This is a genomic window from Octadecabacter dasysiphoniae (assembly GCF_021532615.1).
Classification (GTDB): Bacteria; Pseudomonadota; Alphaproteobacteria; order Rhodobacterales; family Rhodobacteraceae; genus Octadecabacter; species Octadecabacter dasysiphoniae.
This window is the reverse complement of record NZ_JAKGAQ010000002.1, coordinates 908,871-925,174: the sequence shown is the minus strand read 5'-3', so window position 1 is coordinate 925,174 and position 16,304 is coordinate 908,871. Positions and strand designations below refer to the sequence as shown.

The 16,304-nt window shown below is 59.1% G+C and carries 16 protein-coding genes; 10 read left to right on the top strand and 6 right to left on the bottom strand.

Annotation, left to right across the window (positions count from 1 at the left end; genetic code table 11):
* Positions 1–2 precede the first annotated feature (2 nt).
* Together L0664_RS11490 and leuC are read right to left on the bottom strand one after the other, a co-directional pair.
* Positions 3–254, bottom strand: a complete 252-nt coding sequence (locus L0664_RS11490) for a hypothetical protein (protein ID WP_235225992.1) — start codon at positions 252–254, stop codon at positions 3–5.
* On the bottom strand, positions 254–1,660 hold the full coding sequence (gene leuC, locus L0664_RS11485) for a 3-isopropylmalate dehydratase large subunit (RefSeq protein WP_235225991.1): 1,407 nt from the start codon (positions 1,658–1,660) through the stop codon (positions 254–256). The genes L0664_RS11490 and leuC overlap by 1 nt, the downstream gene beginning before the upstream one ends.
* 479 nt (positions 1,661–2,139) lie before the next feature.
* Between leuC and L0664_RS11480 the strand changes: the two genes are divergently transcribed.
* Complete coding sequence (locus tag L0664_RS11480) at positions 2,140–3,588, top strand: hypothetical protein (RefSeq protein ID WP_235225990.1); 1,449 nt, start codon at positions 2,140–2,142, stop codon at positions 3,586–3,588.
* Positions 3,589–3,705: 117 nt separating this feature from the next.
* Complete coding sequence (locus L0664_RS11475; RefSeq protein ID WP_235225989.1) at positions 3,706–5,052, top strand: mechanosensitive ion channel family protein; 1,347 nt, start codon at positions 3,706–3,708, stop codon at positions 5,050–5,052.
* On the opposite strand, the gene L0664_RS11470 is transcribed toward L0664_RS11475, so the two are convergent.
* Both L0664_RS11470 and L0664_RS11465 read right to left on the bottom strand, forming a co-directional pair.
* Positions 5,049–5,249: a helix-turn-helix domain-containing protein gene (locus L0664_RS11470; protein WP_235225988.1), complete on the bottom strand. Its 201-nt coding sequence runs from the start codon at positions 5,247–5,249 to the stop codon at positions 5,049–5,051. The two genes, L0664_RS11475 and L0664_RS11470, sit on opposite strands and share 4 nt — an antisense overlap.
* Complete coding sequence (locus L0664_RS11465) at positions 5,249–5,773, bottom strand: hypothetical protein (protein WP_235225987.1); 525 nt, start codon at positions 5,771–5,773, stop codon at positions 5,249–5,251. The genes L0664_RS11470 and L0664_RS11465 overlap by 1 nt, the downstream gene beginning before the upstream one ends.
* Positions 5,774–5,846: 73 nt before the next feature.
* Between L0664_RS11465 and L0664_RS11460 the strand changes: the two genes are divergently transcribed.
* The 8 genes from L0664_RS11460 to L0664_RS11425 all read left to right on the top strand — a co-directional run bounded on the left by L0664_RS11460 (position 5,847) and on the right by L0664_RS11425 (position 12,643).
* A complete protein-coding gene (locus tag L0664_RS11460) occupies positions 5,847–6,383 on the top strand; it encodes a hypothetical protein (RefSeq protein ID WP_235225986.1) in 537 nt (178 codons plus the stop codon).
* 93 nt (positions 6,384–6,476) lie between these two features.
* Positions 6,477–6,887 carry a ribosome silencing factor gene (gene rsfS, locus L0664_RS11455; protein WP_336247105.1) on the top strand — a complete coding sequence of 137 codons (411 nt, stop codon included), beginning with the start codon at positions 6,477–6,479 and terminating at the stop codon, positions 6,885–6,887.
* Positions 6,887–7,357: a 23S rRNA (pseudouridine(1915)-N(3))-methyltransferase RlmH gene (gene rlmH, locus L0664_RS11450; RefSeq protein ID WP_235225984.1), complete on the top strand. Its 471-nt coding sequence runs from the start codon at positions 6,887–6,889 to the stop codon at positions 7,355–7,357. The genes rsfS and rlmH overlap by 1 nt, the downstream gene beginning before the upstream one ends.
* An 89-nt stretch (positions 7,358–7,446) precedes the next feature.
* Positions 7,447–8,958: a 2,3-bisphosphoglycerate-independent phosphoglycerate mutase gene (gpmI, locus tag L0664_RS11445; protein WP_235225983.1), complete on the top strand. Its 1,512-nt coding sequence runs from the start codon at positions 7,447–7,449 to the stop codon at positions 8,956–8,958.
* Positions 8,955–10,058 (top strand): murein hydrolase activator EnvC family protein, encoded by a 1,104-nt coding sequence (locus L0664_RS11440; RefSeq protein ID WP_235225982.1) that lies wholly within the window; start codon positions 8,955–8,957, stop codon positions 10,056–10,058. The genes gpmI and L0664_RS11440 overlap by 4 nt, the downstream gene beginning before the upstream one ends.
* Positions 10,059–10,095: 37 nt before the next feature.
* Positions 10,096–11,433: a S41 family peptidase gene (locus L0664_RS11435; protein ID WP_235225981.1), complete on the top strand. Its 1,338-nt coding sequence runs from the start codon at positions 10,096–10,098 to the stop codon at positions 11,431–11,433.
* Positions 11,434–11,502: 69 nt separating this feature from the next.
* Entirely contained in the window at positions 11,503–11,985 is a 483-nt protein-coding gene (locus tag L0664_RS11430; protein WP_235225980.1) for an RNA pyrophosphohydrolase, read from the top strand.
* 166 nt (positions 11,986–12,151) lie between these two features.
* The gene (locus L0664_RS11425) at positions 12,152–12,643 is read left to right on the top strand and encodes a hypothetical protein (protein WP_235225979.1); all 492 of its coding nucleotides are present in this window, start codon (positions 12,152–12,154) and stop codon (positions 12,641–12,643) included.
* Here the strand turns inward: L0664_RS11425 and L0664_RS11420 are convergent.
* Together L0664_RS11420 and rnr are read right to left on the bottom strand one after the other, a co-directional pair.
* Complete coding sequence (locus tag L0664_RS11420; RefSeq protein WP_235225978.1) at positions 12,640–13,878, bottom strand: lytic murein transglycosylase; 1,239 nt, start codon at positions 13,876–13,878, stop codon at positions 12,640–12,642. The genes L0664_RS11425 and L0664_RS11420 overlap by 4 nt on opposite strands.
* A 98-nt stretch (positions 13,879–13,976) precedes the next feature.
* Positions 13,977–16,220, bottom strand: coding sequence for a ribonuclease R (rnr, locus tag L0664_RS11415; RefSeq protein ID WP_235225977.1), 2,244 nt, complete (start codon positions 16,218–16,220; stop codon positions 13,977–13,979).
* Positions 16,221–16,304: the final 84 nt, after the last annotated feature.

The following is a 16,304-nucleotide window of genomic DNA, read 5'->3' as shown; positions in this document are numbered from 1 at the left end:
GATCAGGCACAATCGATCACGAAAGCGATCAGACCATTTGCCTGCGGGGCTTCGGAATAGCTGGCGATTGTGCCGCTGGCGCAATTACTGCGGCTGAATGTCTGGATTTCATCAGACGTCCAGCCCTCAGGGTTATATGTGCCGGTGATCTGTCCGTCCCGAACATTAGAGGAAAAGGCTTGGGGGTTTTTGTTGGCGATGTCGCCACACGCCGTGAGGCCCAAGGTTGCGATTAACAAGAAGACTGGCTTCATCACATCATCTCCCGAACGTCAGTGAGGCGGCCGGTGATCGCAGCCGCCGCCGCCATGCCCGGAGACACGAGGTGCGTGCGGCCTTTGTAGCCCTGACGGCCCTCAAAGTTGCGGTTGGACGTAGAGGCGCAACGTTCGCCTTCGGCCAGCTGATCGGGGTTCATCGCGAGGCACATGGAACAGCCCGCCATGCGCCATTCAAAACCCGCGTCCTTGAAGATATCGGCAAGGCCTTCTTCTTCGGCTTGAGCGCGCACAAGGCCGGACCCGGGCACGATCATCGCGCGCAGGCCGTCTTTGATTTTCTTGCCCTTGAGGATTGCAGCCGCGGCGCGCAGATCTTCGATGCGGCCATTTGTGCAAGACCCGATGAACACGGTGTCGATTTCGATGTCTGTCAGTTTCTGACCGGGCTTGAGGCCCATGTAATCGATGGAGCGCGCGGCCGCGTCGATTTTGCCACCTGTGAAGGAGGATGGATCGGGCACGACAGCGTCAATCGGCAGCACGTCTTCCGGGGAGGTGCCCCATGTGACCGACGGCGCGATGTCTTCGCCTTTGAGGGTCACGACCATGTCCCAATGCGCGTCGTCATCGGAATAGAGCGTTTCCCACCAAGCCTGCGCCTTGTCCCAATCGTCGCCTGTCGGGGCTTGGGGGCGGCCTTTGCAATAGGCATAGGTTTTGGCGTCTGGCGCGATCAGGCCCGCGCGTGCGCCGCCCTCAATCGCCATGTTGCAGACGGTCATGCGGCCTTCCATCGAAAGGTCTTCAATCGCGGTGCCGCAATATTCGATGACGTAGCCGGTGCCGCCTGCCGTACCGGTTTTGCCGATCACGGACATGGTGATGTCTTTGGCCGTGACACCCGGTTTGAGGTGGCCGGTGATTTCGACCTTCATGTTTTTGGATTTCTTCTGGATCAGCGTTTGCGTGGCCAGAACGTGTTCGACCTCGGATGTGCCGATGCCGTGGGCCAGCGCGCCGAACGCGCCATGGGTGGCGGTGTGGCTGTCGCCGCACACGACTGTCATACCCGGAAGCGTCCAGCCCTGTTCGGGGCCGACGATGTGCACGATGCCTTGGCGCACGTCGGACACGGGATAATAGTGGATGCCGAATTCCTTGGCGTTGGTATCGAGCGCTTCGACCTGAATACGGCTGTCTTCGGTCATGGTTTCGGCGTTGGCGCGGTCCAGCGTGGTGGGCACGTTGTGATCGGGCACGGCGATGGTTTTATCGGGTGCGCGCACGGTGCGGTTCGTCATGCGCAGGCCTTCGAACGCCTGCGGGGACGTGACCTCGTGCACCAAGTGGCGGTCAATATACAGCAGGCAGGTGCCGTCGTCGGCTTCGTGGGCTACGTGGGCATCCCAGATTTTATCATAAAGCGTTTTGGGGGACATGTGTCCTCTCCCGTTCTGTTGGTTGTGGAATTGGGTTTGGGGCGCACGGATGCGCGACGACATTATAGGTGAGCGAGAATGGTGCGGGTGGCACCATAGAAACGCCAAGGCAGGCGCGCGCGATCATCCATGTCAAAAACTTGTGTCATAGGGTGCATTTATACGCCCCACCCGTTTATCGCAAGGGTCACGGCGCGGTGTGGGCGTTGGAATGTCGCCCGACGCGGTATCGCCTTTAGGTAGAAACACGCGGTGTGGGTCGGTGTGGTGCCACCTGTTGGGATACCGTGCAGGGTTACCCTTACGTCAATTTTGTTGACTTCGCGTTGTGTCCTCTCGTTAATGAGGGGGAAGGCAGGATTTTGGCCTTTATTTATACGGTACCCATTGTTCTGGCGCGATGTGAAATCTGCGCGGCGTGGCCTGCGCTAAATCGTGCAAACCTGCCCTAAGACACTTGAAGAAGGAGCTATCACTTTATGTCATTCATTCACCCTTTGCGTGTATTGACGCTGACCTTGGCCGTGGGCGCGACGCCCGCGTTGAGCCAGAATTTCAATTTCGAAACAGAAATCGGATTTCCTGATTTCGGCTTTATGGAACCTCCGGGCACCTATAACGGCCCTGTTTTCGCGCTTGCCGATGATTTCCCGCAGACGCTGCCCGCGCTGGACCCTGAGGTTTCAGCGATCCTTGAGATGGATTTTGAGAACGATCCGATGGGCTATGTGCTGGCCGTGCGGGACTACATTTTCAAAGGCAACATCCACGGTGGCAATGTTGCCGATGATTTTATCCTGCAAAACAATTCCGACGGGATCGGTTGGTATCATATGCCGTGGCAGCATTGGGGCAGCACGGGGCGCGAGGGGTATCACGGCCTGACCCGCGAAGGGCCGCTGGGTGTTCAGGTTCTTGCGCCTGAACAAACCGATGCGTCCTATGCCTATGCTGTCGGGTTTTATAACGGGCCGGGTGGTTACACCATCGGGCAGGTTTGGAATGACCCGAACGGCGGGCCCGACCTTGCGCATATGATCGACGCGATGGAGACTGGTTTTGCTTTCCCCGAAGGGACGGTTGTCGGCAAGTTCCTGTTCACTTCGTTGGACGATGCGCAGGTGCCATGGCTGGCCAATCCGTTGCAGTGGAATTCATACATGTATGAATGCGACGCCGACCCATCGGTTGATTGCCCGAAGGGTAGCGACATGATGACAGCACCGCGCGTGACAACCGCGATGAACCTGTTGCAGATGGATATCATGGTTAAAGACAGCCGCGCCGATGAGGCTGGCGGCTGGGTGTTTGGCACATTCACCTACAACGGCGCTGCGGCGTCTTCGCCTGAGTACGGACCGCAATATAGCGCGGCCTGCGACGGCATTACCGGTGGCGGTGAAAACTGGTGCAACCTGATGCCTGTTGGCGTGATGTGGGGCAATGATCCTGAAAACGCCGAGACGTTCATCAACATGACGCCGACGGAAACGGTGATCAACGCCGCGTTGGAGGAAACGTGGATCAACCCTGATGCCGCCCTGCCCGCGATGCACCTTGGGTTTAATTCCCGCCTGAACGGGCCGGCGGACAATCCGACATCAAGCTGCATGTCGTGCCATGCCACGGGTCAGGTGCCAAGCGTCAGTGCGATCATGCCATGGTTGCCGCCCAACAGCCTGCCGATCCCTGCGAACGGCGATATGGCGTCGGATGAATGGATGCACTGGTTCCGTAACTTTGAAGATGGCGAAGCGTTTGACGCGGGCCTTGCCGTCAGCATGGATTTTTCGATGCAGATGACCAAAGGCATTGAAAACTACATCCAATATCGGGGTCAGGTTGAATCCGGTCTGTACGCGCTGCAATACTGGAGCGCGACAGGTGATGCCCCGATCAGCCGTGGTGCGCTGCTGCCGAGCCAGTAAAACAATCCTGTTCGGGCCAGCCCCCTGCGGTTGGCCCGAACAAACCGAACCCGCGCTTTTGCATCGACTTGCCCTAAGCCGCCATCCGCCCCATGATTGATCCAAAGCAGGAGCATCATGGAAACCGAACCCACCCCGGATCTGACAGAACAGGCAACGGCGCTGGCTGATATGGCGTTTGGCATTTGGGTGCAGATTCTTTCTTTTCTTGAAGGGTTGATGCGCCCCTGGAGCGCGTACCAGCTGGCAATTATCCTTGCGATCGGGGTGACGTCGCATGTGATCGCGAAGATCCTTGCGCCGCGGCTTCACGGTTGGATGCGCACCCGCGAAGGGTGGCCAAAGTGGCGGTTGCGATGGCTTTTGGTCATTCACAAACGCCTGCGCGGGATCATGTTTGTCACGCTGATCTGGCTTGTGCTGATGGTGATGCGCGAAATCACCTGGGGGTCGCGGTCTTATCTGATTGGCATTGTTGCCAACCTTGCGCTGGCGTGGCTGATTGTGACGTTCGCCACCCGCCTGATCGGCAACCCGTTTGTACGCACGATTGTGCGGTACGGGGCCTGGGCGTGGATCACGCTGCGCATTCTTGGCCTGACGGATCAAACCGTTGAAGTGCTGGACGCCGCCGCGTTCGAGATGGGCAGTTTCCGGCTGTCGTTATGGGTCGTGGTGCAGGGTGCGTTTATCCTGTCGGTGTTCTTTATGGCGGCGCGGTTTGTGTCCCATCAAACGGCGGTGCGGGTGCAAGCCAACGAAGATATCAGCCCGTCGATGCGGGTTCTTGTCGTCAAGTTCCTGCAAGTTGTGCTGTATGGTGCCGCGTTCTTTATCGGGTTGCGGGCCGTCGGGTTTGATCTGACGGGGCTTGCGGTGCTGTCGGGTGCGATTGGTGTCGGCCTTGGTTTTGGTTTGCAAAAGGTCGTGTCGAACCTTGTGTCGGGCATCATCATCCTGCTGGATAAATCGATTAAACCCGGCGATGTGATTACCGTTGGTGAGACGTTCGGTTGGATCAATTCACTGGGCGCGCGGTACGTGAGCATCACCACGCGCGACGGGCGGGAATATCTGATTCCCAACGAAGACCTGATCACGACGCAGGTGGTGAACTGGTCCCATTCCAACGATTTTGTGCGGCTCGATATTTATTTTGGCACGGCGTATGGCGACAATCCCCACGAGGTGCGCAAGCTGGCGATTGCGGCGGCGGCCAGTGTGGACCGCGTTTTGGAATTCCGCCCGCCTGTGTGCCACATCGTCGGGTTCGGGGACAGTTCGGTCGATTACATCCTGCGGTTCTGGATCAAGGATCCGACCGGCGGACTGACCAACATTCGCGGCAATGTGTATCTGGCGTTGTGGGATGCATTCGCGGAAAACGGGATCAGCATTCCGTTCCCGCAACGCGAGGTGAAGATGATCGAGGGATCACAGCTGGGCACCAAGGCGCTGGACTAGACCGCCTCAAGCAGGTCGGCGGGCTGACAATCGAGCGCGGCGCAGATTTTTGCCAGTGTTTCAAAACGGATGCCTTTGACCTTACCGGACTTCAACAAGCTGAGGTTCTGTTCGGTGATTCCAATTTGCGCGGCCAGATCACGCCCCCTGACCTTGCGCCGTGCCATCATCACATCAAGGCGGACGATAATTTCCATCAGATGAATTCCTTGTTCTCGGCGGCCAGTCTGGTGGCTTCTGACATGGACCACCCGATCAAAAGCAACAAGCCCGACACAAGAACAAAACCCAAGGTGCTGCTGTTCAGGGAAACCGAAATTTGGCGTTCGCCCACCGGATTGGCCAATGACATGAGCCCGGATTGAACCGGCACCACAGCAATCGCGGCGAGGGCCGAGATGAACAGGTTTGATCCGATGGATTTGATCAACGGGCCAGCCTGCGGGGCCAGTGGATCACCCTTTTGATACAGCGCGAACAGGCGGCGCATGGCGTTGACGGCCAGCCACAAGAACACCGCCGGAATCAACCCCACAAACAGGCCGATCCACGTCATCACGGGCCATTCATCGCGGGGTATGTCGGTGAAGTCGGATATATCGAGCATCCCGAGCGCCGGAAGACTTAGCGCCAGCAAAAAGAGAGCGGGGAACAACGCCAAGGCCACAATCGATAGGGCGTGCAAGGCGGTCGCGATTTTGGGGAGACGGGTTTCGGACATCTGATTTTCCTTCTTGCTATTCTGTAATGTTTATTGTTTTACATTAAACAATGTTCGTCAATGGAGAATCGACATGCGTATGCTACCTTTGTTTATCTTTGCCCCTTTGATGGGGTGTACCAGCCTTGTGATGTCGACGGTTGTCGCGCTTGATGATCTGGACCCGATGACCGCCGACCCCGCTGGTTTCGAGGTCGCGCTGGATATTCCGGACCCGTTGGGATTGGTCAAAAACAGCACCGAATTTCAGTTTACTGCCACACGTGGTGAAACCGGCGATGTGTCGGGCGGCGAATACACGCTGCTGGAAACCACAACGCCGGACGGGCACAGGGTGTACCGCATCCCGCAAAACGCAGTCGAGGACATCCGCGCCATTCAGAAAGACGCCGCAACATGGCAGGCAACGGGCGACAATGCGCTGTCTGTCGGGGTCAATCTGGACTTCTGCCGCACCACGCAGGACCCGCTGCCTGACGACCTGCGGTTTTCCATATTTATAAGGCTGGCACAGGACGCCCCGTTGCTGCCATTGGTGCGCAATAGCCGCGTCACAGAGGTGATTGAAGCAGAGGCCTTGAATGAACTGGATATGTGTGCGGACCCGTGACATGGGATCGATTGAACTCTGACGGACCGCTTGTTAGATTGAGATATTCCCAGCGCCGGGGTTTTGACGGCGATTCCTTAGGAGGACAATGATCTGTCTCTTACTTCAACGGCAGGCACCCCTGCCAATTCCGGGATCCGCGCAATGAGCGTGCAAGCCCCGAATGCTGACAGCACATTGGCGGCTGTACTCAAATCTTTAGATGAAAACAAAGCCGAAGACATCGTGCAGATCGATCTGCGCGGCAAATCGGAAATGGGCGATTACATGGTGATCGCGTCTGGCCGATCAACACGTCAGGTTGGCGCGTTGGCCGAAAAGCTGACGGATACCCTGAAGCAGACATTCGGCATTTTGTCGAAGGTCGAAGGCAAGGCATCCGGCGATTGGGTTTTGATCGACACGGGCGATGTTATCGTCCACGTGTTCCGCCCCGAAGTGCGTGAATTCTATCAGCTTGAAAAGATGTGGTTGAACCCCGGTGAGGCCGCCGAGGCAACCTGATGCGGGTTACGCTGTGCGTCGTGGGCCGCCTGCGGGCTGGCCCGGAACGCGACCTGATTGACGATTATCTAACGCGATTTGACCGGACGGGTCGGGCCCTTGGGCTTGGCCCTGTTGACGTGCGCGAAGTCGAGGACCGCAAGGGCGGCGGCATGGCCGCAGAGGCGGCGTTGTTGGAAAAGGCATTGCCGAGCGGGGCCGCGGTGATTGCGCTGGACGAGCGCGGTAAGGTGAAGACATCACCGGATTTTTCCCAGGATTTGGCAAAGTGGCGCGACGACGGGCGCAGTGATTTAGCATTTATCATTGGCGGTGCGGACGGGATTGACCCTGCGTTGCGGGCGCGGTGTGACGGGGCGCTGAGTTTTGGCAAAATGGTCTGGCCGCATATGTTGGTGCGGGTGATGTTGGCCGAACAGCTGTATCGCGCAGCCAGCATTCTGGCGGGGGCGCCCTATCATCGCGTGTAGGATCTGAGTTTTTTGGCCTAGATGAAGACGGGGCGGTTTGCGTCTTCGTCAAGGTGGGTTAGAAGAGCCCGAGCTTAAAGGGGATCAAAATGAGCGTTCCGAAACCTGTCGTTCTTTGTATTCTTGATGGTTGGGGCAAGCGCGCCGAAACGGCGGGCAATGCGCCATTGTTGGCCGATACCCCCAATTATGATCGTGTGATGGGCGGGCCTGTGGCCGAGCTGATCACCCATGGGCCGGACGTGGGATTGCCACGCGGGCAGATGGGCAATTCGGAGGTCGGGCACACCAATATCGGTGCGGGTCGCGTTGTGGCGATGGACCTTGGTGCGATTGATCTGGCGATCGAGGATGGATCGTTTTTTGACAATGGTGCGTTGGTGGCTTGGGCGGAGGGGCTGAAGGCATCGGGCGGTGTGGCGCATGTTATGGGGCTTGTCAGTGACGGCGGCGTGCATGGGCATATCGTGCATATTCAGGCGGCGCTAAGGGCGTTGGCGGATCGTGGGTTGGACGTTGTGCTGCACGCGATCACTGATGGGCGCGACGTTGCGCCGAAGTCGGGTGCGGATTTCCTGCGTGAATTGATCGGCGGGATGCCGGACGGTGTGCGGATTGGTACGGTGACGGGGCGCTACTATGCCATGGATCGTGACAACCGGTGGGAGCGGGTGGAAACCGCGTACCGTGCGATGGTTGATGGCAGTGGCCCGAAAGGTGGCGATGCGGTTGAGGTGATTGAGGCAGCCTACGGCGAAGGCATCACGGACGAGTTTATCCCCGCGACGGTGCTGGGTGATTATGCGGGCATGACGGACGGCGACGGGGTGTTCTGTTTGAATTTCCGCGCCGACCGTGCGCGCGAGATTTTGGCGGCGATGGGTGCCCCTGAGTTTGATGGATTTGACGCTGGAAAGCGGCCCGATTTGGCCCTGCTGGGGATGGTGAATTATTCGGACAGCCACAATGCGTATATGACAACGTGCTATCCGAAACAGGAGATCAAGAACACGCTGGGGGCGTGGGTTGCGCAGCACGGGTTGCGCCAGTTTCGTGTGGCGGAGACCGAAAAGTACCCCCATGTGACGTTTTTCCTGAATGGTGGGATCGAGGTGCCAGAGGACGGTGAGGATCGTTATATGGCGCCGTCCCCCAAGGTCGCGACCTATGATTTACAGCCGGAAATGTCCGCTGCTGAGGTCACGGAGGCCTTTGTGGGTGCGATCAAGGACGGGTACGATCTGATCGTGTGTAATTACGCGAACCCCGACATGGTCGGACATACCGGTGATATCGGTGCGGCGGTGAAAGCCTGTGAGGCGGTGGACGCGGGATTGGGCCGTGTGTTGAATGCGCTTGAGGCGGCGGGCGGGGCCATGATCGTCACCGCGGATCACGGCAATTGCGAAACGATGATTGATCCCGAAACAGGCGGGCCGCACACGGCGCATACGACCAATCCGGTGCCTGTCGCGCTGGTTGGTGGGCCTGCGGGCGCGACGTTGCAAAATGGACGTTTGGCCGATTTGGCACCGACGTTGCTGGGCCTGATGGGGCTGGAATTGCCGCCTGAAATGACGGGTCAGAGCCTGATCAGGTGAGGGTACTGGCGTTCATATGCGCCCTGTTGGCCGGGCCTGTCTGGGCGCAATCGCCTGCCGATGCAGCCCAAGACGCGGCGGTGCGTTTGCAAGACGCGCAGGCCGCATTGGATGCAGCATCGGGGCGGTCTGATCGGGTCGAGGCGCTGACCGAAACGGTACAAGCCTACGAGAGCGGATTGGCGGCCCTGCGCGATGGATTGCGCCGCGCGGCCATTCGCCAACGGACATTGGAAACGGATTTGAATGCGCGATCTGAAGATGTGGCGCGCCTGTTGGGCGTGTTGCAAACCATGGGGCGCGCGCCCGCGCCGATTTTGCTGCTGCATCCCAGCGGGCCGACGGGCACGGCGCGGTCCGGCATGATGCTGGCCGAGGTCACGCCCGCGTTGCAGGACCAAGTCACTGCGTTGCGTGTGCAGCTTGAAGAGGTCGCGATCCTGCGGGATTTGCAGACCGATGCCCTTACGATTTTGGAAGACGGGCTGGAGGGCGCGCAATCGGCGCGCGCCGCGCTGAGTGCAGCGATTTCAGACCGCACCGACCTGCCCCAACGCTTTGCCGAAGATGCGGTGCAGACGGCATTGTTGCTGGCCAGTTCAGAAACGCTTGAGGCGTTTGCGACCGGGTTGGTGGACAGTGAGGCCAGCGTCGGGCCGGATGCCAGCACCGTCAAAGGCGCAATTCCGCTGCCTGTGGGGGGGCAGGTTATCCGCCAGTTCCAAGAACCGGATGCAGCGGGCATTATCCGCCCCGGCATTCTGATCGCCACCCGCCCGCGCGCGCTGGTCACAACGCCTGTTTCCGCCACGATCCGCTATGCGGGGCCTTTGTTGGACTATGGCACAGTGGTTATTCTGGAACCCGCAGCGGACACGTTGTGGGTGATTGCGGGCATGGCCGAAGCATTTGGAGAGGTGGGGCAGATTGTCCCAGATGGGACGCCGATCGGGCTGATGGGCGGGAATATCACGCAAGCTCAAGCGATTTTGAACGAAAGCGCGCAGGGTTCCGCCGGACAGCGCACCGAAACGCTTTATCTTGAGGTCAGAGACAGGCAGAGTGCCGTGAACCCCGCCGACTGGTTTGCTTTTCAGTGAAGGCCACGCGCGTAAGACATAAATGGGAATTGAGTAGATGAAAAAATTTGCAATGGCCGCCACGGGCGGGATTTTGTTGGGAGCGATTGCCACCACGCAAGTCGCAGGCCCGCTGATCGCGCAGGAAGCCGAAAACAATGCATCCGTGTATGAGCAGCTTGACCTGTTTGGTGACATTTTTGAGCGTATCCGCGCCCAATATGTTGAGGACGTGGACGAGGCCGCACTGATCGAGGCCGCGATTGACGGGATGCTGACATCCCTTGATCCGCATTCAAGCTATCTGTCGCCCGAGGACGCCGCGGAAATGCGCGAAGCGACGCGCGGTGAATTTGGCGGGCTTGGGATCGAGGTCACGCAGGAAGAAGGTTTCATCAAGGTTGTGTCGCCCATCGATGGCACGCCAGCCGCCGAAGCGGGTATTGCATCGGGTGATTTCATCACCGCTGTTGACGGTGAAAACCTGCTGGGGCTGACGCTGGACGAAGCGGTTGAGCTGATGCGCGGGCCTGTTGGATCCGAGATCATCATCTCTGTGGTGCGCGACGGTGTGGATCAGCCGTTTGATGTGTCGATTATCCGCGACACGATCAAACTGACGGCAGTGCGCAGCCGTGTTGAGGGTGAAACTGTAGTGCTGCGTGTTGTGACGTTCAGCGATCAGACATACCCGAGCCTTGAAGAACAACTGGCCGAACAAGTGGCCGAGGCCGGTGGCATCGGCAACGTCAACGGATTTGTCATTGATCTGCGCAACAATCCTGGTGGTTTGCTGAACCAGGCGATTGCGGTGTCGGATGCGTTTTTGGACGCTGGTGAAATCACATCGACCCGTGGTCGTGACCCCGATGATGGCCAGCGCTGGAACGCCCGCGAGGGTGATTTGGCCGAAGGGCTGCCGATTGTCGTGTTGATCAACGGCGGGTCTGCATCCGCGTCCGAGATCGTCGCGGGGGCGTTGCAGGATCATCGCCGTGCGATCGTGATTGGCACCAATTCGTTCGGCAAAGGGTCTGTGCAAACGGTCATGCCGCTGCGTGGTGACAGTGCGATGCGTTTGACGACAGCGCGCTATTACACGCCGTCGGGTCGATCCATTCAGGCGCTGGGTATTTCGCCTGACATCATCGTGGAACAGCCCCGCATTGACCCAACGGCCGAGGTTGTCGAAGAAGATGATCGCCCGATCCGCAACGAATCGGACCTGCGCGGATCGCTGTCAAACGACAGTCTGACCGAGGACGAGATCGAGCAGATCCAAGCGGACCGGATGCGTGCAGAAGACGCCGCAGCCCTTCGCGAAGAAGATTACCAGCTGGCCTATGCGATCGACATTCTTAAGGGATTGTCGGCACTTGGGCCCGACGACCAGTAAATTTCCCCTTTCGGGAATTGACGCCGCCGGGGTAACACTCGGCGGCGTTTTTGTTTGAAGGAATGACAGATGACCCCCGATGAAATTGCAAAGCTGCCCTATCGCCCCTGCGTCGGGCTGATGATCGTGAACGCGGACGGCAAAGTGTTTGTCGGCCAGCGCGCGGATCGGTTTAAAGACGCGTGGCAGATGCCCCAAGGCGGGATCGATGAAGGTGAGACCGTGGCCGAGGCCGCGCTGCGTGAACTGGGCGAGGAAACGGGGATCACGCCTGATCTGGTGACGATTGAGGCCGAAACGCCCGAATGGCTGCCCTATGATTTGCCGCACGATATTGTGCCGAAAATCTGGAAAGGCCGGTATCGCGGACAGGAACAGAAATGGGTGCTGCTGCGGTTCACGGGCACGGATGACCAGATTGATATCGTGCAGCCCCATCAAGAATTTTCCACGTGGATGTGGATTTCTCCCAAGGAATTGCTGGCCAATATCGTCCCATTCAAGCGGGATGTTTACGCATCCGTGTTGGAGGCATTTGGAGGCAAGATATGAAAACGGCGGACTTGATGGCGAAAGGTTGCCCATCGCCCGGGCCAACGGGACCCTTACATGGTGTGCCAACGGCGACTGCGGCTATGGTTGTGATCGGGGCGGCATATTGGCGTTGCCCCGCGACACGCCCGATGGCCCTGTTGGGGCGAAATGGAGTATCCAAACCATGATGAAACGCGTGATGAGCCTGACCACCGCAGCCATTTTATGCGCCAGCCAGGTTTCGGCCCTGTCGTGCATGCGCCCCGACGCGGCGCGCACGTTTCAATGGGCATCAGATGCCGAAGAAAGCTATGTCGTCTTGATGGGCGAATTTGCCTTTGATGCGCCGAATGCGGACGGGTCGGACATGAACAACCCGCAAGAAATCAGCGTTCCGGCGCGGTTTGCGGGCAGTTACCTTGGCGCGGACGGGTTTGTCGGCGGTGCGGCGCTGGACCTGATGATCACATTTACATGCGCTGGCCCATGGTGCGGATCGCTAGAGCCCAATGGTGAGGAAATGATCGCCTTTGTGCAGCAAGCCGACAGTGGATACGTTCTTGAGATCGGCCCCTGTTACGGCAACACATTTTCGAACCCGCGCGCAGGTGCGATGCAGCAGGTCGAATCCTGTATGCGCGGTGAGGGCTGTGAAGAAGGCGCGCTGATGCGTTAACGCAGGCGGTTCAACAGCTGCGGAGAGGCATAGCCGTCGGGCACCAATCCGTTCGCCTGCTGATACCTGCGGATCGCGTCGATTGTCAGCGGGCCGATGCGCCCGTCGATGGCTTCGGGATCAAACCCTGCATCGCGCAGACGCTGCTGCAATTCACGCCGGTCCGGCCCGCTGAGGGCGCCGTCGCTGCGCGGCCACGTCGCCTGAATGGCAGTACCCCCCGCGATGCGATCTGCCAGATGGCCAACGGCGATCACATAGGCGTCGGCGGTGTTATAGGCCTCAAGCACTTCGAAATTTGTGAACACCATAAAGGCCGCGCCTTCGTGGCCGCCGGGCAAAAGGATGGTGGCGGGGCCATAATCGGGCACGGGTTGGCCGTTCGTATCCACCACCCCTTCGATGGCCCATTCGCTGGGGGATCGGAAATTATCACGCCGCGCCGCGATGTGGGGAAAATCTGACGGAAGCCGGACCTCGACCCCCCAAGGCAGGCCCGTGGACCACCCGAACGCGCGCAGATAATTGGCCGTGCTGGCCAGCGCATCGGTGGGATCATTGCCCCAGATATCGCGCCGCCCGTCGCCGTTGCCATCCACCGCATGATCCAGAAACGAGGTTGGCATGAATTGCGTGTGCCCCATGGCCCCCGCCCATGACCCCACCATGTTGCGCGCCGCGGTATCACCCGCCTGAAGGATTTTCAGCGCGGCGATCAGTTGACCTTCGAAAAAGTCGGCGCGACGGGCGTCATAGGCAAGCGTTGCCATGGCTTCGATGGTTGGGGTGCTGCCGCGCACGGCACCATAGGCCGATTCAAGCCCCCAAATGGCGACGATGATTTCTTTGCGCACGCCATAGGTCGCCTCAAGCTGTGTCAGGAATTGCAGATTGTTCGCGAGGGCCGCGCGCCCGTTGCGAACGCGGGCATCCGATACGGCGGTATCAAGGTAATCCCACAGCGCTTTGCTGAATTCGGATTGGTTGCGGTCGCGGTTAACCACGGTGTCATTATAGGAAATATTGGCAAAGGCGGCGTCAAATGTTGCGCCAGAAATCCCCTGCCGCAAGGCGCGGTCACGAAAGCCGGAAATCCAACGGTTGAAGCGCACATTCGACGTCTGGACCTGCGTGTAGGGATTGATCTGAACGGGTTGTTCCAGCGGGATCGGCCCCGCGAAAACAGGGGACGCGGCGCACAGGGCACCCAACAGAATGACGCGCAAATTCAACATTACTCACCTAAACCAAAGAACATCTTTGCACGTGAGCCTAACGCGAGTGTTTCCATTTCGGAACCAATCAGATGGGCACAAGGCATGTTTCCGCCCGATTACTTGCGCGTGCGTTTCACCTTGCGTGCTGTTTTTGCGGCCTTTTTCTTGGCGCTGCCGAATTTGCGGCGTGGTGGTTTGCCCCGCGCACCGCCACTGCTTTGGGGCATCGCTTTGCCATCAATTTCGACCAGATCAACGATAAGCCCGCCGGTGACGGGTGCTGCCTCAACCAGTTTTACGGTTACGCGCAGGCCAAGGCCGATCACGACGCCCGTGTTGGACCCCATCAATGTCTGGCTGTCGGCGTCGTAGTGGAAATATTCGGACCCGAGGTTGCGGATCGGGATCATCCCGTCTGCGCCCGTTTCATCAAGTTTTACAAACACGCCGAATTTGGCGATGCCGCTGATGCGCCCGCCCATGACGGCCCCAACGCGTTCATTCAGAAACGCGGCAAGGTAGCGATCCGTGGTGTCGCGTTCAGCCACCATAGAGCGGCGTTCGGTGTCGCTGATGGCTTTGGCCGTGTCTGCCAGCATGGCCTCATCCTCGGGCGTGAGGCCATCCTTGCCCCAACCATGGGCCGCGACCAGCGCGCGGTGCACGATCAGGTCCGAATAGCGGCGGATGGGCGATGTAAAATGCGCGTAAGACTGCAACGCGAGGCCGAAATGCCCGAAATTTTCGGGGTTGTAGTAGGCCTGCGTCATGGATCGCAGGGTGGCAATGTTGATCAGTTCCGCATCATCCGTGCCCGCCGCCTGGCTTAACAGACGATTGAGGTGCGCGGTCTTGAGGACCTGGCCTTTGGCGAGCGTCAGCCCCGCCGCCCCCGCCGTTTCGCGCAGGGCCTCCATCTTTTCGGTGCTCGGTTCTTCGTGGACCCGGAACAAAAGCGGCGTCTTTTTGGCGACCAGCGTTTCGGCGGCGGCGACATTGGCCAACACCATGAATTCTTCGATCAGACGGTGCGCATCAAGGCGATCCTTGAAGGCGACATCGGTGACTTTGCCGTCGTCGTTGAGGATGATTTTGCGTTCCGGCAGGTCCAGTTCAAGCGGTTGGCGATCTGCGCGCGCCAGCGTCAACGCGGTGTAGCAGGCATAAAGCGGGCGGATCACGTCCTCCAACAACGGCGCGACTTTGTCGTTGATTTCGCCGTCCATCGCGGCCTGCACTTCTTCGTAATTCAGCGATGCGGGCGATGTCATAAGACCACGCACAAAGCGGTGCGATGTCTTATTGCCCGCGCTGTCCACCTGCATTTCAACGGCGATACAGGCGCGTTCGACCCCTTCATGCAGCGAACACAGATCACCCGACAACCGGTCCGGCAGCATCGGCACAACGCGGTCGGGGAAGTAGGTTGAATTGCCACGCTTGCGCGCCTCGCGGTCCAGATCAGACCCGGGCGTGACGTAATGGGCAACGTCCGCAATCGCGACCCACAACGCGAAACCACCTTGCCCGTCGGGAATTGCGCAACAGGCATCATCGTGATCACGCGCATCCCACGGATCGATTGTAATCAGGGGCAGATGGCGCAGGTCTGTGCGCCCGCTCAGGTCCGCCGGGATTGCGCGATCGGCCTCGGCGATGACAGCGTCGGGAAAATGATCAGGGATACCATGTTGATGGATCGCAATCAGGCTGACGGCACGGGGCTGCGTCGGGTCACCAAGACGCGCAACGATGCGGGCCGATGGCAATCCCATGCGCCCCTTTGGTCCGGCCTGTTCCGCTTCAACCAGTTCACCGTCTTTGGCGCCATCCGTGGCGCCTGCGGCCACCGTCCATTCTTTTTGTGATCCCTTATCGACGGGCAAAATACGCCCCCCGTCCGATCCCGCGCGGTACACGCCCAGAATACGCAACGGATTGGTGCCGATCCGGCGGATCAGGCGGCCTTGATAGGCGTGGTCTTCACCACTGACCTCGCTCAAGCGGCCCAAAATACGCTCCCCCGCGCCCAGCGCCGGATCACCGTGTTTGAGAACCATCAAAATGCGGGGCGCATCGCCCTCACCGCCCCATTCCAGCGGGCGCGCAAACAGATCACCGTCATCGTCCGCGCCCGTTACCTCAAGCACCGAAACTGGTGGCAGCTTGTTGGCATCGCGATAGGACGATTTGCGCTTTGACAGCTTGCCCTCGTCCTCCAGCTCGCGCAGCAGACGTTTCAGATCAATGCGCGCCGCACCTTTGATGCCAAACGCCTTTGCGATGTCGCGCTTTGCGGTCTTGGTGGGGTTTTCGGCGATCCAATCAAGGATCTCGGTTTTTGCAGGTATACGTATCATGCCGCTTGCCTAACACGCACAGGCTTGCACGTCAGACCCATTCTTCTTTGGTTCTAAAATATTCCGGGGGAGGCCGCAGGCCGG